Origin of the sequence: Paenibacillus sp. FSL W8-0439 (assembly GCF_038008995.1) — a bacterium.
Taxonomy (GTDB): domain Bacteria; phylum Bacillota; class Bacilli; order Paenibacillales; family Paenibacillaceae; genus Paenibacillus; species Paenibacillus polymyxa.
In genome coordinates this window covers 3,833,263-3,856,603 of sequence record NZ_JBBPAK010000001.1, presented here as the reverse complement: position 1 = coordinate 3,856,603, position 23,341 = coordinate 3,833,263, and the positions used below count along the sequence as shown (strand labels likewise).

The following is a 23,341-nucleotide window of genomic DNA, read 5'->3' as shown; positions in this document are numbered from 1 at the left end:
GAGAATGGTGGAAAACGCCTTCATGAAAGCGCTTCCTGTAATTGTGTGAAACGTGATGTCCATTAGGGGCGTAAAGTATTTGACAGGCGTCAGGATTAGCAATATACCCAATAATTTCACATTAAATCCTGAAAACTGTATAGTTTGTCTAACAAAGTTTGGTATGCTGTAACAAGGAAAGATCGAAAGGGGGGAAAGAAATGCATAGAGAACATCACCACTCCAGCCGCAAATTGGTCTTTTTAACGTTGTGGATTATGATATCCGTTCTGTTGTTACCCTTAGTTCATTCTGGATCAGCGGCGGCTCAAACAAAGGGTGGAGCTGTGTTTGTTATACCAGTTGATCAGGAAATTGAACAGGGTCTGGGCAAATTTATGGAGCGTGGATTTTCAGAAGCAGTTGATTCCAAAGCAGGTCTGATTTTACTGGATATTAACACTCCCGGCGGACGGGTAGATACAGCGGAGAAGCTGGGCAAACTGATTAAAGACAGTCCCATTCCGACCGTAGCCTATATAAAGGGCGAAGCGGCCTCAGCGGGTAGCTATATTGCGTTGAGTGCTAACAAGATTGCTATGAAACCGGGGAGTATTATCGGAGCAGCAGCGTTAGTAGACGGCAGGGGGAATACTATTACAGACCCAAAAACGATAGCTTGGTGGAAGAGCAGCATGGCATCTGCCGCAGAAGCTGGCGGGCGCAATCCCGATATTGCTAGAGGCATGGTCGACTCCAAATCGACTGTATCTATCCCGGAGATGAACTTTAATAAGGAAAATGGCCAGATCATTTCTTTAACCAGTGAGGAAGCGCTGAAATTGGGGTACGCGGATTACATCGCGTCTTCGGAACAAGAAGTTATCCAGTGGATGGGCTACAGTACAGATGATGTAATCCATGTGGAGCGCACATGGGCTGAAAAAGCAGCCGAGATATTGACCAACCCGATCGTGCAGACATTGCTTTTATTTGTTGGTATCGCGGGTGTAGTTATTGAACTGCTTGTACCTGGCTTTGGTGTACCGGGAATTTTAGGTGTACTTGGATTTGGTTTGTATTTCTTTGGTAATTATATCGCTGGCTTTGCAGGTTCGGAGACGTGGCTGTTGTTCATTATCGGTCTGGCACTGCTTATACTTGAAATGTTTATTCCAAGCTTTGGCATTCTGGGTATTTTGGGTTCCATCAGCCTTGTCGCGGGTGTAGTCCGTGCTGCATACAACATGCAGCATGCGTTTATATCGTTGGGGATTGCTTTTGCAGCGGCTGTTGCCGTAGTGGCGATTATCGCGGTTGTCTTTAAGGACCGAGGGATATGGAACCGTTTTATACTTCAGGAACGTTTAACGGCTGACCAAGGGTTTTCTTCGGTTGTGAATCGGGAAACGTTACTAGGTCAGAGGGGGGTCAGTCTGACCCCATTACGTCCAGCTGGAACGGTGCTAATCGCTGACGAGCGAGTGGATGTCGTAACGAATGGGGAGTTTATCGCCCCGAATATGCCGATTATCGTATCCAAAGTAGAAGGCGGGCGAATTGTAGTCAAGGCAGACGCGAGCGTCTAGCAAGCTAACAACGAAGAATTAGATTAATGGAGGATGATGCGAGTGTTCGAATCGGGTATTGTCAGTATTTTGCTGATTGCCGTAGTAGTGATTATTATATTGAGTGTGTTTTTTAGTTTCTTCCCGGTGATGCTGTGGATTTCGGCGCTGGCTTCGGGTGTGCGGATCGGTATCATTACGCTAGTAGCTATGCGGTTGCGGCGCGTCACGCCAAGCCGAATTGTCAATCCCCTCATTAAGGCTACCAAAGCTGGTCTGGGCTTGAATATCAATCAGCTGGAAAGTCATTTTCTCGCAGGGGGGAATGTAGACCGAGTGATCAATGCGTTGATTGCCGCGCAGCGCGCTAACATTCCGCTTGAATTTGAACGTGCGGCTGCGATTGATCTTGCGGGACGGGATGTTCTGCAAGCGGTCCAAATGAGCGTTAATCCGCGTGTTATTGAGACGCCTATTGTTGCTGCGGTCGCCAAGGATGGTATCGAAGTGAAGGTTAAAGCTCGTGTTACGGTGCGTGCCAACATTGATCGACTCGTCGGCGGTGCCGGAGAAGAAACGATTATTGCTCGGGTTGGTGAAGGTATCGTAACAACGGTTGGTTCCAGTAACTCGCATAAAGACGTGCTGGAAAATCCAGATTCCATTTCGAGAACCGTATTATCCAAAGGTTTGGATGCAGGGACAGCATTTGAGATTCTATCGATTGATATTGCAGACGTTGATGTAGGTAAAAATATCGGTGCCTTCCTGCAAACAGAGCAGGCGGAAGCCGACAAACGTATTGCGCAGGCAAAAGCCGAAGAGCGGCGTGCGATGGCTGTAGCGCAGGAGCAGGAAATGAAGGCGCGTGTTGTAGAAATGAGAGCACGCGTGGTGGAATCCGAATCCGAAGTGCCTCTGGCAATGGCTGAAGCGCTACGTAGCGGTAAACTTGGCGTCATGGACTATATGAATTTAAAAAATATTGAGGCAGATACGCAAATGCGTAGTTCCTTAGGCAAACCGAATGAGAACTCGGGGAATGATAACAAGAACCGGGATTAACTAACGGACGGGCCGATGAACTATAGCAGTTAGGCGGTGAGTAATGAATTTTATCAGTTGGATCTTTGACCATTTGTATATCTTGATCGTGATTGGCTTTGCACTGGTGTCCTTTTTGGGGAAAAGCATTCAAGGTGGAGATCGGAAATCTCCCCCACGGCAAGGTATGCCTACCTTTGGTGGTGATCATGGTTCGCGCGGGTCCTCGACGTCGTCCAGACCTTTCACAACGGAACCTGAGATAGAGCGACGTCAGCAAGATGTTACTGGAGAGCTGCAACGTCAATTTCCTAATGAGCGACGGGCGGTGATGGAAGCTCGTCGTATAGAAGAAGTGGGAGACGGGCTGAAAAAGGAAGAACAGATGGACCAAGATTCATTAGATAACGGTACGACTTTAGAGGATCGGATTCGTATTATGGAAGAAGAGCGAAGGATGGTTTTAGCCCGACTCGATCGTATATCCAATGCGAGTGATTCGGAGGAAATTACAGATGGGCTAGAGCAAACTTCTCAAGAGCGGGGTACCGTGAATGCAGCTGACCTACGCAGAGGTGTAATTTGGGCAGAGATATTAGGCCCTCCGCGTTCCAAGCGTTACATGGGTGGAGGAAGACGTTAAAATGATAGTGATCCGTCACGGCTTTGGCTGTGGCGGATCTTTTTTTTTGCGATGTTTTTAGCAATACATAAACTTGCTGGAATAAAAAAAGACCTAACGACAAATGCTCAAATTACCTAACAACGAATGTGATGATCTCATATATGCTACATTCTTCTCACATTTACCGTCATCTAAAAAGACGGCATTTTGTCTAATTTAGAATCTCATTTGTGAAAATACTTATGTAAAAAATGATCAAATGTAACAATATGAACGAAGCCTTCCAAAAGTCGTTTTCATTTTTTCTTTTTTATATATAATGTTCTCAACGATAGAACTTATGAAAATTTACCCCATATTTAGCTAAAATTTGATTTATATCGAGGTGATGTCACAGGGTTATACAAAAAGTAAAAATTTATGTTTAGGAGGATGGGATGGATGGGGAATAGCTTGTTCAGAAAGAAGAACATTGATCAACTGATCGCTGCTACACGTGGGGAAAAAGCACTTAAAAGGGAATTGGGTGCGTTTGATTTAACAATGCTTGGGATTGGAGCCATTATCGGAACGGGAATTTTTGTTTTGACAGGTACGGGAGCAGTTACGGCTGGTCCGGGTTTGGTAATGTCTTTTGTGATTGCGGGGCTCGCTTGTTTGTTCGCAGCATTGGCTTATGCTGAGTTTGCTTCCACCGTTCCAGTATCCGGTTCTGTTTACACTTTTACATATGCTACGATGGGAGAGCTATTGGCTTTTATTATCGGATGGGATTTAATTTTGGAATATATGTTGGCTGCCAGCGCTGTTTCAGCAGGTTGGTCGGGTTATTTTGTATCCTTTTTGAAAGGAATTGGTCTTCATATCCCGGTTGAATTCACTGCTGCGCCAGGAGCTTTAAAAGACCAAACTACTTATTTTAACCTTCCAGCTTTTTTAATTTTGATGGCTATCACATTCTTGCTTTATTTTGGAATAAAAGAATCCAAACGAATTAACAACATCATGGTTATTGTAAAAATTGTTGTCGTTTTATTGTTTATTATTGTTGCTATTAAATATGTGAAGCCAGACAACTGGACACCATTTATGCCGTTTGGGTTCAGTGGGGTGTTTGGAGCCGCAGCCCTTGTGTTTTTTGCTTTCATTGGCTTTGATGCTGTTTCATCAGCTGCTGAAGAAACCAAAAATCCAGCTCGTGATTTACCACGTGGCATTATTTTCTCGCTTGCTATTTGTACGCTTTTGTATGTGATCGTTAGCGCGATTATGACAGGTATTGTGCCGTTTATGCAATTTGAAGGTATCTCCCATCCGGTGTCATTAGTTTTGCAGGTTGCCGGTCAGAATTGGGTGGCGGGTATTGTGGATATCGGAGCCATCTTGGGGATGACAACGGTCATGCTGGTAATGTTATATGGTCAAACCCGTATTATGTTTGCGATGTCACGTGATGGCTTAGTACCTAAAGTATTGTCAAAGGTTCATTCCAAATATAAAACACCCTATATTAACACGTTGTTTTTTGGTACTTTATCTGCATTAATGGGTGGGTTGATCCCGCTGGATGAGTTAGCAAGCTTGGTGAACATTGGAACCTTATCAGCATTTATTCTGATTTCAGTCGCTGTCATAGTGATGAGAAAAACACAACCTGATTTGCCAAGAGCCTTTCGATGTCCTGGTGTTCCATTTATTCCCATCCTAGCTATCATTTCATGTGGGGTGCTTATTCTTAATCTGAATGGTCAAACGTTTATTCGTTTTATCATTTGGCTTGTTATTGGTATGGTTATTTACTTTTTATACTCCCGAAAAAACTCTCTTTTGAATCAGGATTCCGAAAACTAACCATTTCATACTGTGAAACTAAAAAGACAGCCTTGTTTTGATATGAAAACGAGGTTGTCTTTTTTTATGTGAATTTTTATAGAGCATGGTCTTTTTCTCTTTAATATTGCAGTTGCTACGAATTGTAAGTTTAGCCTCATAAATGCGATGACTGGATCATAAAATGTACAGTACAGATATCTGTGACGCTGGTGTAACAGCGTCGTCCAGTGATGATCGAGACATAGGATAAACCGAATAGTCATAACAAGCGATTAAAAAAGCAGCATAGCTGCTGTCGTAACAACGATGGAGTGCTAATGGTAATAACAGAAGATTATAAAAAAAGCAGCATAGCTGCCATCAAAACAACTATTAGCCGTTGGATAACAGTTGTTCTGATGACAGGAAAGGAGATTTCGCCGTATGAGCCGGATGAGCCGCAAACTGCGAAAGTGGGCCAGCGAGACGTTGGAGCTTCCGCAGGATATTCTATTTGATCTGCCGCGGTTAACCCTCATCGGCAGCCGCCAGCTTTATGTAGAAAATCACCGGGGTGTGGTGGATTTTACACCAGACCAGCTCGTACTTGCACTTGCACAAGGCAGGCTAAGAGTGTCAGGCCATGATCTAATCATTACGTCTATCCTGCCAGACCAGGTAAGTGTAGAGGGACATATTACGGATATTCAATTGGAAGGAACGGAGGAAGGCTCGTGAAACATCCCGCTTTAGCAAAGCTGCGTGGCACGGTTACCCTAGCTGTCGAGGGCGAAAGTGTGGAAGCTTTCATTAATTTACTCACTGATCACCATATACCTGTTTGGAACGTGCGGCCGATGGGTACTAGACTTGCAGAAATGAACCTTCTGCTGCCGCACGTCTTCCTGTTGCGTCCGCTTTTGAGAAGGACAGGCTGCAAAATGCATGTTCTCAAACGTCAAGGACTTCCCTTTACTGCTGTACGACTCGCCAAACGTAAATTTTTTCTCGCAGGACTGGCCTTGTTCTGGATAGGACTCCTGCTGATGTCATCGCTCATCTGGGACATTCAAGTGAAGGGGAATGACAAGCTCCCAACGGAAGCTGTTCTCAAAGCAGCCCGACAGGAGGGGCTTTATCCGTTTCAATGGAGTTTTCGCCTTTCCAGCCAGGACAAGCTTTCGCGCGCACTCATGCAGAAGCTTCCAGAGGCGTCCTGGATCGGTGTGGAAAGGCAGGGAACCTTGGTGACAATTCAGGTCGTTGAAGCTTCACAGCCTACTCCCCCGCCGCTCTACAGTCCACGTCATCTCATCAGTAAGGCGGACGCGGTAGTCACTGAAATTTTTGCCGAGCAGGGACGTCCTCTTGTGCATAAAAATACACGGGTCAAAAAAGGAGCTATTCTCATTTCAGGAACGCTTGGAGATGAGGAGAATCAGCAACAGGTCGTAGCCAAAGGAGAGATTAAGGGGCTTGTGTGGCATGAATATGAAATTAGTAGTCCCATGGTACGACGCAGCAGCACATATACGGGGAATAGCCACGATCGCTTGTATCTGGTGCTAGGCAACCGTGCGATACAATTGTGGGGATATGGGAAAATACCTTATTCTACACATAAAACAACCGTTGAACATGATCCGCTAACATGGCGTTCTTACAAACTTCCGATGGGTTGGATGAATGAAAGTGTGAGGGAGACCAAGATACAAGAGCAGAAGTTAACGGAAACAGAAGCCAAAATGTCAGGAATAGAAGGCGCACGCGCGGATATTTTAGCTAAATACGGCAAAGGAACGAAAATAATGAGCCAAAAAATTTTGCATGAGAAGAGAGAGAATGGTAAAGTTTATATGAAAGTACTTTTTGAAGTGGAACAGGATATTGCGGAAGAACTTCCGTTAGTTCATAACCAAGGAGAATGAGGCTATTTGGCAGAACAACAACGCAGCATACAAATTGCATTGAACAGTGCGGGAGAAGGTCAGGCGTTATTCGGCCCGCAGGATTCCTTTTTAAAATTGATCGAAGCAGCTATTCCTGCAAAAATAGCATCTCGTGAGGCGGAAATTAATGTTTTTGGAGATGCTCACGAAGTGGAAGTGCTCGAACAATTGTTCGATGTTTTGCTCCAGTTAATTCGTAATGGGTATATACTGACCGAAAGGGATGTCCATTATGCGATTGAGCTGGCAAAAGATCTGCGCGCCGATCAGTTGCTTGATTTGTTCAAGGGAGAAATTACGACAACGTTTCGGGGCAAACCGATTCGTGTCAAAACGATTGGACAGAAGCACTATGTAACCACGATTAAAAAACGCGATATTGTATTTGGGATTGGCCCAGCGGGTACTGGTAAAACCTATCTGGCTGTAGTGCTGGCCGTAGCTGCTCTAAAGGAAGGTTCAGTCAAGCGTATTGTACTGACTCGTCCTGCGGTAGAAGCTGGTGAGAACTTGGGCTTTTTGCCCGGGGATTTACAGGAAAAGGTTGATCCGTATTTACGCCCGTTGTATGATGCCCTATACGATGTGATGGGTCCTGAGCAGACGGCAAAAGCGTTGGAGCGCGGGTTGATAGAAATTGCGCCACTGGCTTATATGCGGGGTCGTACGCTGGATGACTCATTTATTATTTTGGATGAAGCCCAAAATACCACACCAGAACAAATGAAAATGTTTTTGACTCGACTTGGCTTCGGTTCCAAAATGGTTATTACCGGCGATGTTACACAAATTGATTTACCTCGTGGCAAAAAATCCGGTCTAATTGAAGCAAATGCGATTTTAAAAGGGATTGAGGAAATAGGCTTTGTCCAGTTTGCGGAAGAGGATGTTGTCCGTCATTCCCTGGTTCAAAAAATCATCGTCGCTTATGACCGTGTTGCTGAAAATCAAGCATAAGCCCTTGAGCACGAGTATAGTGGGTATGATCAGAAAACGAACAAAATGAGCAGCATAGCTGCCTTGAAAAAGATGATGGAGAGGGATTGTTTTAGATGACCTCGAAGGAATTATCTAAAGGAAAAACGTTCCAGCATAGAATGAATGGATGGAAGTATAGCGTGGCGACACGCTATCTTCTGTTTTTATTTTTGGTGGTTCTTTTTTATGTGGGTTTTGCGTCCAAGCTGCTTCCCGAACGCTATGACATCCGGGTGAATCAACCGAGTGAAAAGGAAATTGTCGCTCCAATGCAGCTTCCTAACAGTAAGGCGACTTTGAAGGCCCAAGAGGAATCTGCTGAGCGCGTGCAGCCCATGTATACCATTGTACCGATCCGCAACGATAACCTGATTACCGGTATTTTGGATCGAATTGAACGGCTCAATCAGGATGATCAGGTCTCCAGAGCAGACAAGATTTCGATTTATAAGGATGAGATTCCTCAACGTGCACGGGAATTCGTGCAAAATTTTGTGAACAACAGCCGTAATGCGGATGCCTACCCAGATAAATTGCTGGATGAGGTGCTGGAAAAAACGAAAGAGCAAACGTACCGAATTCCAGAGGAGACATACATCAAAATTCCGCGACTTACATCTGAGGATATTGCCGAAATGCGGCCCGTAGCCCGTGAGATTGTAACAGGATTGATGAATGATCAAATTACGGATGCCCAGACGGCTCGAGCCAAGGTAGCTGAACGGGTGAGTACAAGCTCTCTTACTAAACGTACCTCCCGGGAGGTTGTTCAGGAACTTGCAAGGCTTGTGATTACAGCCAACAAGTTTTATGATGATACAGCTACGAAGGACGCTAAAGTACAGGCTCGTGAAGATACACCGACAGTTTACATTAAACAGGGTGAAGTACTTGTTAAAAAGGGTGAGATTATTACCCAGGAAATCTATACACTGCTTGATGAGAATGAGCTGCTCAAGGATAAGATCAACTATTGGCCACAATTTGGCTTGCTGATGCTGTCTATGATGCTGGCATTGGGTCTGTTTATGTATATTCGTCAATTTCAATCACGAACACGAAACTTCAAGTATAATAATGCACAGTTGCTCATGCTGGTGTTAATCTTTGTGATTACAGTGGGAGCTATGCTGTTAATTTCTATACTGCAGACTAGTGAACGATCCTACCTCGGCTATCTGGCACCTATCGCACTTGGAGCTATGCTTGTAACGCTGTTGCTTGATATGTCGCTGGCATTCGTATGTGCCGTTATATTCAGTATATTGGCAAGTGTTATTTTGAATGTTCGTCAGGGACAAATTTTTGATTTTAATTTTGGTTTTTTTGCCCTTGTGGTCTGTCTGGCGTCGATTTTTTCTACCCACCGGGCCAGCCAGCGTTCAACGCTGTTCAAGGGATCTATTATGGTATGCCTGTTCGGGGCTCTGGCTGTTTTTTCTTTGGCGCTGATTGACCAAGGAAACTGGACTCAAACAACGACACTCTATGGGGTAGCCTTTGCTTTTGCAGGCGGTCTGGTTACAGCGATCCTTGTTATAGGGCTAATGCCATTTTTTGAATCCACCTTTGGCATCTTGTCGGCACTGAAGCTTGTCGAATTGTCAAATCCTAATCATCCATTGCTCCGCAAGCTACTTACCGAGACTCCCGGAACATATCATCATAGTGTAATGGTAGGTAATCTGTCGGAGGCCGCAGCGGAGGCTATAGGAGCAAATGGATTGTTGTGCCGGGTTGGTTCGTATTATCATGACATTGGTAAAACCAAAAGGCCTTCGTACTTCATTGAAAATCAAAATGGGATGGAAAATCCGCATGATACAATAGAGCCCAAGCTAAGTAAATCCATCATTATAGCCCATGCCCGTGATGGTGTGGAAATGCAATTGGATTACAAGCTACCCAAGCCGATTCGTGATATAGCCGAACAACACCACGGAACGACATTCCTGCACTATTTTTACCACAAGGCATTGCGTGAGGCGGAAGAACGGGGGGTGGAGCCTGACTTCACAGAGGATGATTTCCGTTATCCGGGACCGAAGGCTCAGTCGAAAGAGGCTGCTGTAGTAGGAATTGCTGATAGTGTGGAAGCAGCAGTTCGATCCTTGCGAAAACCTACGGTGGAGCAGGTAGAATCCATGATTGAAAAAATAATTAAGAGCCGTCTTGATGATCACCAGTTTAACGACTGTGAACTGACCATGAGGGAGCTTGATATCGTGGCCCAAACGCTCAAGGAAACAGTAATGGGAATTTTTCATTCCCGTATTGAATATCCAGAGGAAAGACCTAAGCCCGAAAGTGGAAAAGCTTAATATTACTTGTGCATGAAGCACAGCTAAAGCATTAGAATTAAAAGGAGCGGTTGGCATGGGCCTTCAATTAGCTTGGAATAATGAACAAAACGATATGGTAATTAACGAATCGTTGATCACGCTGCTGAACACCTTATTAGAGGAGGCTGGCAAAGCGGAAGGGGTTATGGACGGTGAGGTTGCCCTTACTTTCGTGAATGATGATCAAATACATGAGTTGAACAGGGATTATCGCGGAATTGATCGTCCTACTGATGTGTTGTCTTTTGCTATGAAGGAAACACTAGATGAAGAGCTTGAAATAATTTACGAACCGACGGAAGAAAATCCTTTAAACGATGTACCAGATGTTCTAGGAGATATTATTATTTCTGTACAGACAGCCCAAGCTCAAAGCGAAGAATATGGACATTCGATTGAGCGTGAAATCGGTTTTTTGTTTGTTCACGGTTTTCTGCATCTGTTAGGCTATGATCATCAAGACGATGCAAGCGAAGCGGAAATGATGGGTAAGCAGGAAGCTGTGCTGGCTCAAGTGGGGTTGACACGGTAATGAGACGTCAGCCTTGGAGAATGACCTTTCGCTATGCCGCAGAAGGCGTGATATACGCTCTGCGTACGCAAATAAATATGCGGATACATGCGGTCGTGGCGCTCCTTGTCATTGTGGCAGGGTTAACTCTGCGCATCTCCCGGCTGGACTGGTTATTCGTGTGCATGGCCATTGCCATAGTCATGGTAGCCGAACTGATCAACACCGCTGTTGAAGCAGCGGTGGATCTGATCTCACCTGATATTCATCCGCTGGCCAAAGCGGCTAAAGACACCGCCGCCGGAGCCGTGCTCCTGGCAGCGGTTTTTGCTGTAATTATTGGCATATTTGTATTTTATAGACCTTTGTTGACGTTAATGAGTCAGCTGCTTTAATGAAAAAAACAAAAATAAAAATTAGGTGCTTAATCGCGCTGGAGGAAATAAAAAAAATGGCTAAGAAACAGTTTAAATCCGGCTTTGTCGCAATTGTTGGCAGACCCAATGTCGGAAAATCAACATTGATGAACCATGTCATTGGGCAGAAGATTGCCATCATGTCAGACAAACCCCAAACGACACGGAATAAAATTCACGGTGTATACACCACAGAGGACACACAAATTGTATTTTTGGATACACCGGGGATTCACAAGCGCCAGTCAAAACTGGGCGATTATATGAATCAGACCGCTTTTAATACATTGGGTGAGGTAGAAGCGGTACTTTTTTTGATTGACGCTGCTGAAGGTTTGGGCGGAGGCGACCGTTTTATTGCGGAACAGCTTAAACAAGTCAAAACACCAGTTATATTGGTGTTGAATAAAATTGACCGCATTGAGCCGGAGGCATTGTTGCCCCTGATTGAGCAGTATCGCAAGTTGTATGACTTTGCGGAAATTGTGCCGATCTCGGCCAAAATGGGCAATAATGTAAACACCCTATTGGATCAGATTCAAAAATATTTGCCAGAAGGTCCGCAATATTACCCTGATGACCAAATTACCGACCATCCAGAGCAGTTTGTCATTGCCGAGCTGGTTCGGGAAAAGATTTTGCACATGACACGTGAGGAAGTACCCCATTCTATTGCGGTTATGATTGAAGACATGAAAGTACAGGATAATGGTGTAGTGCATATTATGGCGGTTATTTTTGTAGAGCGTGATTCCCAGAAGGGGATCATTATCGGCAAACAGGGAGCCATGCTCAAAGAGGTGGGCAAACAAGCTCGCCAAGATATCCAAAATTTGCTAGGTTCCAAAATTTTCTTGGAACTTTGGGTTAAAGTCAAAAAAGACTGGCGTAATCAGGAACGTGTCCTTCGTGACCTGGGCTTCCATCGCGACGCTTAAAAGCAGATATCGATATCTACCATCACTTTGGTCATCAAAGGTCTATTGAGGCTAAGATTGATGTTAAATAATATGTATAGTTGTTGTAAGTATCATAAAAAAGCCGTCTCGACCTCTACGAGCGCCGCGCATAAGCGGCGCTTAACTTCTTGCTCTTACCCTTTCTTCCAGCGATGAAATAAGGAGTGCTTTTTAAAAGAGTTATTGTAACTGTATGCACGTTGTAGCGGAGCGAAGAATTTGAATCTGAAGAAGCGTCAGCGTTCGTAAGATCAAATCATTCGCGAAGCGGTGTCCAGACCGTACACAGTAGCCTTTTTCAACGTAATCCATTAATTTCATCGCATACTTCTTCCCTCTTCGCATCATCCTATTTTTGAGATGCTGACGTCATTTCCGAAGAAAGGATGAATACGAATGCGAGATTTTTCGTGGAAGTATTTTGCGATGACTGGAGATGTCGGTGCGTATCTGTTATACAGGGAGAGCGCCGTGACAAGGGAGCAAGACACGGATGAAGGAGAGTCGGACGAGCATGAAGAAGCCCGTGAATAGAGCGAACCACTGGCTTCTTCGCGAATGTTTGGGGGAAGAAGCATGCTTTACAGGATGGAAGGAATCGTCATCCGCAGCATGGATTACGGTGAGGGGAACAAAATTATTACGCTTTGCACCGAAAGCGGAGGCAAAGTAGGTGTGCTGGTCAGAGGCGCGAAAAAATCCAAAAGCCGTCATGCTGCTTTAACGCAGCCGTTTACGTACGGTGAATTTGTTTTTTTTCGTAACACAGGCTTAGGCACACTGAATGCCGGTGAAATTATCCAATCCCACCATACACTGCGCGAGGATATTACAAAGGCTGCTTACGCTTCCTATGCTTGTGAACTGCTTGATCGGGTATTACAGGATGAGGAAACAGGTGCATTTTGGTTTAAGCAGCTTAAAGCCTGTTTGGAGGCACTGGAGAGTGGCAAAGATCCGCTGATCGTCATGAGTATTTATGAATTTAAAATATTGCAGGCGGCCGGATATGCACCTCAGCTTGATGCTTGTATTTCAAGCGGTCAACAATGTGCTGATGAGGATATGTTTATCAGTCCGAGGTTAGGTGGGGTTTTGTGTCGGGGCTACAAGCATTTTGATCCAGCTGCGTTGAGTGTTGCTCCACGTACGTTGAAGTTGCTGCGCTTGTTCGCTCAAATGGATCTAAATCGACTCGGCAATATCGACGTGAAGGACTCCACCAAGCTGGAGATCAAACATGTCATGCGTCAGTTCATGGATATGCAGTTGGAGGTTAAGCTGAAATCCCGTAATTTCCTGGATCAGCTTGATAAGTACGATATGTGAAATACGGTGTTCTCTTGACTGTATCCCTGAAAACGTGTAATATCCTACTATATATCTCCTTTGGGAGCAGATGCATTGAACGAGAAAGTAACGAGACGTATTCTCTGTAGTTAGCGAGTTGGGGACGGTGTAAGCCCAGTGGGAATTGTTCGTGAACATGGCACTCTGGAGCGTCTGAATGGACACGGAAAAGAGGATTACGATCTGACTGGTGATGTAGGATCGCAATCAAGTAGGGTGGAACCGCGGGAGTCAGCTCTCGTCCCTACGTCTGTACAGGCGTAGAGGCGGGGGCTTTTTGCTGTCTCTAGCAAGGCTTATGGGATAAATTAGCCCTGTACATATGAGCTTAATGTTTAGAAATCACCAACATTTTAGGGAATTGGAAAGGAAGCGTGTGCCCATGAATTTTCAGCAGATGATTTTAACGCTGCAACAATTTTGGTCTGAACACAACTGTATTATTGTACAGCCTTATGATACGGAAAAAGGGGCAGGTACGATGAACCCGATGACGTATTTACGTTCAATTGGACCTGAGCCGTGGAACGTAGCTTACGTTGAGCCTTCTCGCCGTCCGTCTGACGGACGTTATGGTGAGAACCCGAACCGCCTGTATCAGCATCATCAGTTTCAAGTGGTTTTGAAGCCTTCACCTGATAATATTCAGGAATTGTATTTGGAGAGTTTGAACCGTTTGGGGATTAACCCACTGGAGCATGATATTCGTTTCGTGGAAGACAACTGGGAAGCACCGACGCTGGGAGCCTGGGGGTTAGGTTGGGAAGTATGGCTGGACGGTATGGAAATTACCCAATTCACCTACTTCCAGCAAGTGGGTGGTATTGATGCCAGTCCGGTTGCGGTTGAAATTACCTACGGTATGGAGCGTCTTGCTTCCTACATCCAGGACAAGGAAAATGTGTTCGATTTGGAATGGGTCAATGGAATCTCGTACGGTGATGTTTTCCATCAACCAGAATTCGAACATTCCAAGTATACGTTTGAAGTATCTGATGTCAAAATGCTATTTACTCTTTTTAATATGTATGAAGAAGAGGCGAATAAAGCGATGGCGCAGCATCTTGTATTCCCAGCCTATGATTATGTGCTGAAATGTTCTCACACGTTCAACTTGCTGGACGCTCGCGGAGCAATCAGTGTAACGGAACGGACTGGCTTTATTATACGAGTACGCAATTTGGCGCGCCAGGTCGCTGCGACCTATCTAGAGGAGCGCGAGAAGCTGGGCTTCCCGCTGTTGAAGAAAGGAGGTGCGGCAAATGTCTAAGGATTTATTGTTTGAAATCGGGCTGGAAGAAGTGCCTGCACGGTTTATCCCGAATGCGATTCAGCAGTTGAAGGAACGTATGACAGCGTGGCTCGACAGCTCGCGTATTGCTTACAGTGCTGTAGAGGCTTATGCTACACCTCGTCGTTTGGCAGTACTTGTTAAGGAAGTGGCAGAGAAGCAAGAAGATATTAACGAAGAAGTTAAAGGACCTTCCCGCAAAATCGCACTTGATGAAGCCGGTAACTGGAGTAAGGCTGCTCTAGGCTTTGCTCGTAGCCAAGGTGTTGATCCTGAACAGTTTACGTTCAAAGAACTTGGAGGCGTGGAATATATTTACGCGACCAAGAGCAGCATAGGTGTACCAACGGCAGATGTGCTGTCCGAAGGTTTACTACACATTTTACATGCCATGACATTCCCTAAATTTATGCGCTGGGCGAGTTATGACTTTAAATTTGTTCGTCCAATCCGCTGGTTGGTAGCCTTGTTTGGCAACGATATTGTTAATTTGGAGATTGCTGGCGTACAGTCAGGGAATGTGACAAGAGGACATCGTTTCCTTGGACAGGAGGCCGTTGTAGAAAGCCCGGCGGACTATGTCGAAGTACTTCGCAAGCAGCATGTCATTGTGGACATTGAGGAACGTCAGTCGCTTATTGTGAAGCAGATTGAAGCACTTGCAGCCGAAAAAGACTGGACGATTGCGGTCAAGGACGATTTGCTGGAAGAAGTGCTGTATCTGGTGGAAACTCCAACAGTGCTGTTCGGAGGCTTTGACCCTGCGTTCCTGAACATTCCGAAGGATGTATTGATTACTTCCATGCGTGAACATCAACGCTATTTCCCAGTGCTGGATCGCACAGGAAAGCTGCTGCCATACTTTGTTACGGTACGTAATGGTGGCAGTCAATCGCTGGAAGTCATTGCAAAAGGAAACGAAAAAGTATTGCGTGCGCGGCTGTCTGATGCCAAATTCTTCTATGAAGAAGATCAGAAGCTGGAAATTAAGGATGCACTCTCCAAGCTGGAAAGCATCGTTTTCCACGAAGAGCTGGGAACGGTTGGAGACAAAGTGCGCCGGATTCGCCGCATTGCCGATGCTCTGGCAGAGAAGCTACGTGTTTCCCAAGATACACAGGAATCGGTTAGCCGAGCAGCAGATATTTGTAAATTTGACCTTGTAACACAAATGGTCTATGAATTTCCGGAACTGCAAGGGGTTATGGGCGAAGATTATGCTCGTAAGGCTGGAGAGAAGGAAGAAGTGGCAAGAGCGGTGTTTGAGCATTACCAGCCGCGATTCGCAGGTGAAACGGTTCCTTCAACGAACGCTGGAGCGATTGTAAGTATCGCAGACAAGATAGATACCATTACAGGCTGCTTCTCCATCGGCATTATTCCGACAGGTTCACAGGACCCTTACGCGCTTCGTCGCCAGGCAGCGGGTATCGTGCAGATCCTGTTAGATCGTAAGCTTTCGGCTACGTTGTCTGATGTGTTCAATATCGCGCTTGATGTGCACAGCAACTTTGGAAATATGAAACGTTCCGCAGATGAAATACGTAAAGAATTACATGAGTTTTTCGGATTACGCGTGAAGAAACTATTGTCCGAGACACTTCGTTATGACGTTGTGGATGCTGTGCTTTCAGCTGGATATGACGATGTTGCTTCCGTTGTTAACCGCGGAGCTGCGTTAATGACTGCTGTACAAACAGGGGATGCCTTCAAGGCAACAGTCGAGTCTTTTAATCGCGTAGGTAATTTGGCTGCTAAAGCAGTTCATAAGTCAGTGAATACGGGTGAATTTACGGAACAGGGCGAGAAAAACCTATATGAAGCATGGTATGGCGCCTATGAGTCTTATTGTACAGCTTTACAGGAAGGTGATGCGACACAAGCATTGACGCTTGCTTCATCCATTACTCCTGCGGTGACGGCGTTCTTTGATTCCGTTATGGTTATGGCTGAGGATGATGCTGTACGTAATAATCGTTTGGCATTGCTGGCTGCTATTGACTCAGAATTGAAGCGTTTTGCTGATTTTTCCAAGCTTGTAGTTTAAACGTCGGTTGTGGTAGTATGAACAACTTGAAAAAATGGGTATAAATATACGGAACGGTGTAAGAGTGATCTTGCAGCCGTTCCGTATTTTACTCGAATGCGGATGCGAGATGGGGGATGTTCATGGGAGGGTCCGGAAATTTCCCGGATATACGGATCGTTGTTGACGGGGACGCTTGTCCGGTTAAAAGTGAAATAGCAGAGACAGCTTCCCGTTTTCATATTGACGTTATTATGGTATCTTCATATGATCATCTCATTCAGGGCAGCAAAGGCGTAAGCGTTGTTAAAGTAGACCGAAGCGACCAGAGTGCCGATCTCTATATTGCCAATCATATCCGCTGCGGAGATATTGTAACAACCAACGACTATGGTCTTGCTGCACTTGCCTTGGCAAAAGGGTGTGAAGTGATGTCTTTTCGCGGAACGATGTATCGAAACGATTCGATAGACTTCATGCTGGACCGACGCCACACTTCTGCCAAAGAACGGAAAAAAGGACGTTATGGAAAAGGTCCTAAACCGTTTACATTAGAGGATCGTGAAGTTTTTCAACATAAACTGACAAAACTTTTACTTCGCTTGCAGGAGAATGAATAACGGTATCGAATTATATTTACGTGCTAAAGAGATGAAGGTGGTTAATATGAGTGCCGGACAAGGTAACATACCGGACGATATCATCGAGTCAGTTTTACAACATCATGATATTGTAGATACGGTAAGCAAGTACGTGCATTTGACCAAACAGGGGAAATATATGAAAGGCCTCTGTCCTTTTCATTCCGAAAAAACCCCTTCATTCACCGTGACACCGGATCGTCAGATTTTTTACTGCTACGGCTGCGGCGCGGGAGGCAATGCCATCAAGTTCATGATGGAAATCGAAGGACTATCCTTTCCCGAAGCTGTCAGGACAATGGCAGAAGAAAGTCATATTCCGCTCGGCGAATGGCAGGGACGTGATTCATCGCATCAGCATCCTGAGTTGGACAGGCTGTTGCAAGCGTATGAACTAACATCTAAGATGTACCATTTTTTGCTTAAAAATACGGAGCACGGCAAACCAGCCATGGAATATTTGCGTTCACGGGGATTCAGTGACAAGATCATTGACCAATTCCAAATTGGCTATGCACCCAACCGATGGGATACGATCGTTCAGTTTCTTGAGAAGCGTTCTTTTGATCCTGTCGAGATGGAGAAGGGAGGGCTTATTTCTCCCCGACATGAGGGTGACGGATATGTAGATCGATTCAGAGATCGTATCATGTTTCCCATTTGGAATCGAAACGGAAAAGTTATTGCCTTTGCGGGCCGTATACTTGGCGAGGGGCAGCCGAAGTATTTGAACTCACCGGAGACCAAGCTATTTAACAAAAGCCGAACGCTGTACAATCTCCATCATGCTAAAACCTCAATTCGCAAGCTTCGTCAAAGTGTTCTTTTTGAAGGTTATGGCGATGTCATCTCGGCATGGGAAGCTGGCGTACAAAATGGAGTGGCCGCCATGGGGACTGCTCTAACGGAGCATCATGCTACGATGTTAAAGGGACTGTGCGACGAGGTTATTATTTGTTATGATGGTGACCGGGCAGGACAAGCGGCAGCGCTTAAAAATTTTCCGCTGTTGGAAAATGCGGGACTTCACGTAAAAGTAGCGTTGGTCAGCGACGGTATGGACCCGGATGATTTTATCCGGCAATACGGCGCCGAACGATTTCAGCGCCAAATTATCGAAAGTGCTGTTTCAACGGTGAAATTTAAGCTTATATATCTGAAAAAAAACCATATACTGCAAGAGGAAGAAGGAAGAATCGCGTATTCCCGCGAAGCATTAAATGTCATTGCACCTCTGTCATCCCCGACTGAGCGGGAAGTGTATCTGCGCGAAGTTTCAGCCGAAGTCAAGGTTGATTTTGAAACCTTAAAGCAAGAATGCAATTTACTCCGCCAAACCCTGCAAAAAAAACAGAACTTTGGGGATAATAACGAAAATGGGTGGAATAATGGTAGGCATAAAAAAGGGCAGGTTTCTACGCCCAATCTGTTGCCGGCTTACCATGTGGCTGAACGTAGGCTGCTTCACTGGATGATGCAGGATTTAGAAGCTGCAGAGTATGTAGAGAAGCATCTGGGGGACGCCTTTAATATTGAGGATCATGCAGCAATTGCTGCTTATCTATATGCCTATTACGCGCAAGGGAAGTTACCGGATACAAGCCGTTTTATTTCATCTTTGCAAGACGACCGACTGGAGAAGAACGTAAGTTCGATCATGATGATGGATGCTCCAGGCGTATGGGCACCGCACATTTTGGATGATTATATTCGTCAAGTGCGAAAATTTCCATTGCAGGAGCAACTGGATTTGAAAAGGGAAGAAATGAGAACCGCTGAGCGCTTAGGTGATTTTTTGCGTGCAGCACAAATTGCAAGTGAGATTATAGCCCTAGAGAGACAATGAACACACAGAGGTCGGATGTTTCTAGGAGGAGGGAGTCGAAAGATGGCGAATGATCAGCATACTGAACTGGAGACGGAATTAACACTGGATCAGGTCAAAGATCAACTGATTGAGTTGGGTAAAAAAAGTTCCTCTCTGAACTACAAAGATATCATGGAAAAACTGTCGCCGTTTGATCAGGACCCCGAGCAAATGGATGAGTTTTATGAGCAGCTGGGTGACTTGGGGATTGAGGTTGTAAATGACAACGACGAAGAAGTTACCAGATTGCGTCAAAATGACGACCCGGAAAACAATGACGGGGATGATTTTAATTTCGATGACGATCTGAGCCTGCCTCCCGGTATTAAAATTAATGACCCAGTCCGGATGTACTTGAAGGAAATCGGTCGTGTACCGCTGCTTTCTGCTGATGATGAGGTGGAGCTTGCCAAACGGATCAATAACGGCGATGAAGAAGCTAAGCGTCGGTTGGCTGAAGCTAACTTGCGCCTGGTTGTAAGTATTGCCAAACGTTATGTTGGTCGTGGCATGCTTTTCCTCGATCTAATTCAAGAAGGTAATATGGGTTTGATTAAGGCAGTAGAAAAATTTGATTACGAAAAAGGGTTTAAATTCAGTACCTATGCAACCTGGTGGATTCGTCAGGCGATTACACGCGCAATTGCCGATCAGGCGAGAACGATCCGTATTCCAGTGCATATGGTGGAAACGATCAACAAGCTGATTCGCGTATCGCGTCAACTGTTGCAAGAGCTGGGGCGTGAACCTACGCCGGAAGAAGTGGCTGCCGAGATGGAGCTGAGCGTGGAAAAAGTACGGGAAATTATGAAAATTGCCCAAGAACCGGTTTCATTGGAAACACCAATTGGTGAAGAGGATGACTCACATCTGGGGGATTTCATTGAGGATCAGGAAGCATTGGCGCCTGCAGATGCAGCTGCCTATGAGCTTCTGAAGGAACAACTCGAGGATGTACTGGATACGTTGACCGAACGGGAAGAGAATGTTTTGCGTCTCCGTTTTGGTTTGGACGACGGAAGAACCAGAACTCTTGAAGAAGTGGGTAAAGTGTTCGGTGTTACACGTGAACGTATTCGTCAGATTGAGGCCAAAGCGCTGCGTAAGTTGCGCCATCCAAGCCGCAGTAAGCGACTGAAGGATTTCCTCGAATAGAAGCGTAACATTGCGGACCTTCTGCGGCTTGAAGCGCGCAGAAGGTCTTTTTTTATCTCATGGCAGCCTTGGTGGAGGGGAAGAAGCTTGGACCAGGAGAAAAAACGGACAATACTGTTACATGAAATTGAGCATTGGCGGCAAAGTCGACTGCTCCCTGAGCAATATTGCGATTTTCTATCCAACCTGTATCGGGACGATGAAAATCCGGCACAAAGCCAAAACCGTAACAACACTGGGCTGCTTACATATCTTAGACACGGGCATGGGATCGCCTGGCTTCTTGGTTTTGTCATTATTTCCTGCATTTGTTTGATCGGTTTTTATTTTACCGCTTTTCCGTTGGCAATGCAAATATGCTCGGCAAGTGCAGTTACTGCCATTTGCTATGGAATGGCCGCGGTTTGGCGGTCTTCCGAAAAGAGTATGAGTGCAATGTTGAGCACTTTAGGCAGTGCAATTATGCTGGGTTCAGGTGTATGGATCATTCAGCTTCATCAGGGTGAAGCTAAGGTTTGGTTTCTAGTGCTGGTGGGCCTGTGCGGTTTGATATGGTGTCTCGTAGGATTAACTTTGCGCATCAGCTTGCTTCATTACTGTGGTCTTGCTGGGCTGCTTTTAGTGTATGCGGTGCTTATAGGCCGCTATTGGCCTACAGCTACTTTAGTGATGCTTGAGGTATTTTGGATTTTACACGCAGTATTGTTGATTGGATTAAGCTGGTGGGTACATCGCCGCTTTCCCCGTCTCGCGTTGGTTTATTTTACTATAGGACTGACCCTTGTGTTTATGGCGGAAGCAGACACGGTCGTCCTGCGCCATCAAGCAGCAGGCGAAGTGATGTTTTTTAGCATACTGAAGTTGGCTTTTGTCGTAGGGATTTTATTTTGGACTCGAAAAAAATGGATTACGTGGGTGACGTCATGAAACTTTCTCAGCGATTACAATATATTTTGGAACAAATTCCTGCCGGTAGCAGACTGGCTGATATTGGCTCGGATCACGGATTACTCCCTGTGGCTGCAGTGCGCTCTGGCAGAGTATCACAAGCCGTAGCGGGTGAGGTCAACGATGGACCATTGCGTGCGGCTCAAAAGCAGGTGGCTGAAGCAGGCCTTACAGATCGCATTGCGGTTAGAAAAGGGGATGGCTTGGCTGTAGTTAAGGTCAATGAGGTAGATGTTATTACGATAGCGGGTATGGGTGGTGCCTTGATTGCTTCCATTTTGGAACAAGGGAAAGACAAGCTTGCTTCAGTGAAACAGCTTGTTTTACAGCCCAACGTGGGCGAGGATATTTTACGACGCTGGCTAATTAAGCATCAATGGGTATTAATAAATGAACATATTATGGAGGAAGACGGTAAAATATATGAAGTTCTGACGGCAGTACCTGCTTCCGAAAGCTCACTGAAACAGGATGAGCTGTATCGGGCATGGGAACTTCCTGGTAGTTCGCTGGTACTGACAGAGGACTTGTTAATGCAACTCGGACCGTTATTGGTCAAAGCACCCAATGAAACCTTTTTTTCGAAATGGCAATTGGAGATTCGCAAGCTTCAGGATGTACTGGCGCAAGTGGCGCGGTCAGATCAGGAATCCGCGCAGCATAAGCAGGAGCAATTGCGCAAGCAAATTGAGCAGCTGGAGGAGGTACTTGCATGTTTGCCAAAGGACAGACAGTAATTAGCTATATGGAGCAGCTGGCCCCGAAATACTTGGCAGTTCCAGACGATAGAATTGGTCTTCAACTGGGTAGCCTGCAAAAGGAAATCAAAAGCATATTAGTAGCCCTGGATGTCAATGATGAGGTTGTTGAAGAAGCGATCCGCATAAAAGCTGACCTCATTATTGCGCATCATGCGATTATATTTCGCCCGCTTAAAGCTTTGAACACGGACCAGCCTGCAGGCAGATTGTATGAAAAGCTGATCAAGAATGATATTGCTGTCTACATCAGTCATACGAATCTGGATACGGCAGAGGATGGCATGAATGATTGGATGGCAGAAGCACTGGGTATTCAAAGTGAAGGTACGCTGGAGGATGTTCACACCGAGCAATTATTTAAGCTTGTCGTTTTCGTACCCAAAACACATCATCAACGTGTACTGGATGCCGTACTGAATGCGGGAGCTGGACATATCGGTAACTACAGCCATTGCAGCTTTAACATCGATGGTTATGGAACTTTTGTACCGGGTAAAGGCACACAGCCGTTTTTGGGTGAACCAGGTAAAATGGAACGTAGTGAAGAGGTTCGTATTGAGACTATTGTACCGCAGGGTGTACGCAATAAAGTTGTCCAAGCGATGCTGAAGGCTCATCCTTATGAAGAGGTGGCTTATGACCTTTACTCTATGGATTTGAAAGGCCGTACCTTTGGATTGGGACGAGTGGGCAAGCTCAAGGAAGCCCGCACGTTGCGGGAGTTTGTAGATGTTGTGAAAAACGGTCTCAACGTTGAGCATGTACGTGTGGTGGGTGACTTGGACCGTAGGATCAAAAAAGCAGCCGTGCTTGGAGGCTCTGGCAGTCGCTATGTAAATAAGTCGCTTTTTAAAGGCGCTGACGTATTAGTGACGGGGGATATCGACTATCACACGGCTCACGATGCCCTGATGGCCGGCATTGCTATTATTGACCCTGGACATAACGCAGAAAAGATTATGAAGCCTAAAACCGCAGAATGGATGCGCAAACGCTTGGCAGAAGGTCGATACTCAACGGAAGTATATGTATCTGAAGTAGACACCGATCCTTTTCAATTTTTGTAAAACCTTCACATCTATGAGAAAATAAAGGCGTACTATTACATTTTTTCGTAGG

22 protein-coding genes are annotated in these 23,341 nt (G+C 45.5%); all 22 read left to right on the top strand.

Annotation, left to right across the window (positions count from 1 at the left end):
* Positions 1-200: 200 nt before the first annotated feature.
* Positions 201-1,568, top strand: a complete 1,368-nt coding sequence (locus tag MKX36_RS16500) for an NfeD family protein (protein WP_107733293.1) — start codon at positions 201-203, stop codon at positions 1,566-1,568.
* Positions 1,569-1,610: 42 nt separating this feature from the next.
* A complete protein-coding gene (floA, locus tag MKX36_RS16495) occupies positions 1,611-2,612 on the top strand; it encodes a flotillin-like protein FloA (RefSeq protein ID WP_279287923.1) in 1,002 nt (333 codons plus the stop codon).
* A 43-nt stretch (positions 2,613-2,655) separates the two neighbouring features.
* Positions 2,656-3,234, top strand: coding sequence for a hypothetical protein (locus tag MKX36_RS16490; protein WP_242211146.1), 579 nt, complete (start codon positions 2,656-2,658; stop codon positions 3,232-3,234).
* A 423-nt stretch (positions 3,235-3,657) separates the two neighbouring features.
* Positions 3,658-5,067: an amino acid permease gene (locus MKX36_RS16485; RefSeq protein ID WP_016821591.1), complete on the top strand. Its 1,410-nt coding sequence runs from the start codon at positions 3,658-3,660 to the stop codon at positions 5,065-5,067.
* A gap of 405 nt (positions 5,068-5,472) precedes the next feature.
* Positions 5,473-5,766, top strand: coding sequence for a sporulation protein YqfC (gene yqfC / locus MKX36_RS16480; protein ID WP_016821590.1), 294 nt, complete (start codon positions 5,473-5,475; stop codon positions 5,764-5,766).
* Positions 5,763-6,956: a sporulation protein YqfD gene (gene yqfD, locus MKX36_RS16475; protein WP_340865031.1), complete on the top strand. Its 1,194-nt coding sequence runs from the start codon at positions 5,763-5,765 to the stop codon at positions 6,954-6,956. Before yqfC ends, yqfD begins: the two co-directional genes overlap by 4 nt.
* A gap of 6 nt (positions 6,957-6,962) precedes the next feature.
* Entirely contained in the window at positions 6,963-7,934 is a 972-nt protein-coding gene (locus MKX36_RS16470; protein ID WP_016821588.1) for a PhoH family protein, read from the top strand.
* A 95-nt stretch (positions 7,935-8,029) separates the two neighbouring features.
* Entirely contained in the window at positions 8,030-10,276 is a 2,247-nt protein-coding gene (locus tag MKX36_RS16465) for an HD family phosphohydrolase (protein ID WP_123797407.1), read from the top strand.
* 55 nt (positions 10,277-10,331) lie between these two features.
* On the top strand, positions 10,332-10,829 hold the full coding sequence (ybeY, locus tag MKX36_RS16460; RefSeq protein WP_016821586.1) for an rRNA maturation RNase YbeY: 498 nt from the start codon (positions 10,332-10,334) through the stop codon (positions 10,827-10,829).
* Positions 10,829-11,203 carry a diacylglycerol kinase family protein gene (locus MKX36_RS16455; RefSeq protein WP_290409412.1) on the top strand — a complete coding sequence of 125 codons (375 nt, stop codon included), beginning with the start codon at positions 10,829-10,831 and terminating at the stop codon, positions 11,201-11,203. Before ybeY ends, MKX36_RS16455 begins: the two co-directional genes overlap by 1 nt.
* Positions 11,204-11,259: 56 nt before the next feature.
* Positions 11,260-12,162 carry a GTPase Era gene (gene era, locus MKX36_RS16450; protein ID WP_016821584.1) on the top strand — a complete coding sequence of 301 codons (903 nt, stop codon included), beginning with the start codon at positions 11,260-11,262 and terminating at the stop codon, positions 12,160-12,162.
* A 417-nt stretch (positions 12,163-12,579) separates the two neighbouring features.
* Positions 12,580-12,717, top strand: coding sequence for a YqzL family protein (locus MKX36_RS16445; RefSeq protein WP_013372137.1), 138 nt, complete (start codon positions 12,580-12,582; stop codon positions 12,715-12,717).
* Positions 12,718-12,759: 42 nt separating this feature from the next.
* Positions 12,760-13,512, top strand: a complete 753-nt coding sequence (gene recO, locus MKX36_RS16440; protein WP_016821583.1) for a DNA repair protein RecO — start codon at positions 12,760-12,762, stop codon at positions 13,510-13,512.
* A gap of 138 nt (positions 13,513-13,650) precedes the next feature.
* Complete coding sequence (locus MKX36_RS16435) at positions 13,651-13,797, top strand: hypothetical protein (RefSeq protein WP_155399770.1); 147 nt, start codon at positions 13,651-13,653, stop codon at positions 13,795-13,797.
* Between the two features lie 118 nt (positions 13,798-13,915).
* Positions 13,916-14,803, top strand: coding sequence for a glycine--tRNA ligase subunit alpha (gene glyQ / locus MKX36_RS16430; protein ID WP_016821582.1), 888 nt, complete (start codon positions 13,916-13,918; stop codon positions 14,801-14,803).
* Positions 14,796-16,871: a glycine--tRNA ligase subunit beta gene (gene glyS / locus MKX36_RS16425; protein ID WP_016821581.1), complete on the top strand. Its 2,076-nt coding sequence runs from the start codon at positions 14,796-14,798 to the stop codon at positions 16,869-16,871. The genes glyQ and glyS overlap by 8 nt, the downstream gene beginning before the upstream one ends.
* A gap of 122 nt (positions 16,872-16,993) precedes the next feature.
* Positions 16,994-17,470, top strand: coding sequence for a YaiI/YqxD family protein (locus MKX36_RS16420; RefSeq protein ID WP_016821580.1), 477 nt, complete (start codon positions 16,994-16,996; stop codon positions 17,468-17,470).
* The gene (gene dnaG / locus MKX36_RS16415) at positions 17,463-19,337 is read left to right on the top strand and encodes a DNA primase (RefSeq protein WP_017428152.1); all 1,875 of its coding nucleotides are present in this window, start codon (positions 17,463-17,465) and stop codon (positions 19,335-19,337) included. Before MKX36_RS16420 ends, dnaG begins: the two co-directional genes overlap by 8 nt.
* 42 nt (positions 19,338-19,379) lie before the next feature.
* Positions 19,380-20,513, top strand: coding sequence for an RNA polymerase sigma factor RpoD (gene rpoD / locus MKX36_RS16410; RefSeq protein WP_007431230.1), 1,134 nt, complete (start codon positions 19,380-19,382; stop codon positions 20,511-20,513).
* 87 nt (positions 20,514-20,600) lie between these two features.
* Positions 20,601-21,440, top strand: a complete 840-nt coding sequence (locus tag MKX36_RS16405; protein WP_016821578.1) for a hypothetical protein — start codon at positions 20,601-20,603, stop codon at positions 21,438-21,440.
* Positions 21,437-22,198 (top strand): tRNA (adenine(22)-N(1))-methyltransferase, encoded by a 762-nt coding sequence (locus MKX36_RS16400; protein WP_031461794.1) that lies wholly within the window; start codon positions 21,437-21,439, stop codon positions 22,196-22,198. Before MKX36_RS16405 ends, MKX36_RS16400 begins: the two co-directional genes overlap by 4 nt.
* Complete coding sequence (locus MKX36_RS16395; protein WP_340865030.1) at positions 22,174-23,289, top strand: Nif3-like dinuclear metal center hexameric protein; 1,116 nt, start codon at positions 22,174-22,176, stop codon at positions 23,287-23,289. The genes MKX36_RS16400 and MKX36_RS16395 overlap by 25 nt, the downstream gene beginning before the upstream one ends.
* Positions 23,290-23,341 lie beyond the last annotated feature (52 nt).

What these genes read in the sequence shown, in the direction of transcription:
- MKX36_RS16500 (WP_107733293.1), top strand. Translation starts at nt 201, where the DNA reads ATGCATAGAGAACATCACCACTCCAGCCGCAAATTGGTCTTTTTAACG.
- MKX36_RS16490 (WP_242211146.1), top strand. Translation starts at nt 2,656, where the DNA reads ATGAATTTTATCAGTTGGATCTTTGACCATTTGTATATCTTGATCGTG.
- MKX36_RS16485 (WP_016821591.1), top strand. Translation starts at nt 3,658, where the DNA reads ATGGGGAATAGCTTGTTCAGAAAGAAGAACATTGATCAACTGATCGCT.
- yqfC (WP_016821590.1), top strand. Translation starts at nt 5,473, where the DNA reads ATGAGCCGGATGAGCCGCAAACTGCGAAAGTGGGCCAGCGAGACGTTG.
- MKX36_RS16465 (WP_123797407.1), top strand. Translation starts at nt 8,030, where the DNA reads ATGACCTCGAAGGAATTATCTAAAGGAAAAACGTTCCAGCATAGAATG.
- ybeY (WP_016821586.1), top strand. Translation starts at nt 10,332, where the DNA reads ATGGGCCTTCAATTAGCTTGGAATAATGAACAAAACGATATGGTAATT.
- MKX36_RS16455 (WP_290409412.1), top strand. Translation starts at nt 10,829, where the DNA reads ATGAGACGTCAGCCTTGGAGAATGACCTTTCGCTATGCCGCAGAAGGC.
- era (WP_016821584.1), top strand. Translation starts at nt 11,260, where the DNA reads ATGGCTAAGAAACAGTTTAAATCCGGCTTTGTCGCAATTGTTGGCAGA.
- MKX36_RS16445 (WP_013372137.1), top strand. Translation starts at nt 12,580, where the DNA reads ATGCGAGATTTTTCGTGGAAGTATTTTGCGATGACTGGAGATGTCGGT.
- recO (WP_016821583.1), top strand. Translation starts at nt 12,760, where the DNA reads ATGCTTTACAGGATGGAAGGAATCGTCATCCGCAGCATGGATTACGGT.
- glyQ (WP_016821582.1), top strand. Translation starts at nt 13,916, where the DNA reads ATGAATTTTCAGCAGATGATTTTAACGCTGCAACAATTTTGGTCTGAA.
- glyS (WP_016821581.1), top strand. Translation starts at nt 14,796, where the DNA reads ATGTCTAAGGATTTATTGTTTGAAATCGGGCTGGAAGAAGTGCCTGCA.
- MKX36_RS16420 (WP_016821580.1), top strand. Translation starts at nt 16,994, where the DNA reads ATGGGAGGGTCCGGAAATTTCCCGGATATACGGATCGTTGTTGACGGG.
- dnaG (WP_017428152.1), top strand. Translation starts at nt 17,463, where the DNA reads ATGAATAACGGTATCGAATTATATTTACGTGCTAAAGAGATGAAGGTG.
- rpoD (WP_007431230.1), top strand. Translation starts at nt 19,380, where the DNA reads ATGGCGAATGATCAGCATACTGAACTGGAGACGGAATTAACACTGGAT.
- MKX36_RS16400 (WP_031461794.1), top strand. Translation starts at nt 21,437, where the DNA reads ATGAAACTTTCTCAGCGATTACAATATATTTTGGAACAAATTCCTGCC.
- MKX36_RS16395 (WP_340865030.1), top strand. Translation starts at nt 22,174, where the DNA reads ATGTTTGCCAAAGGACAGACAGTAATTAGCTATATGGAGCAGCTGGCC.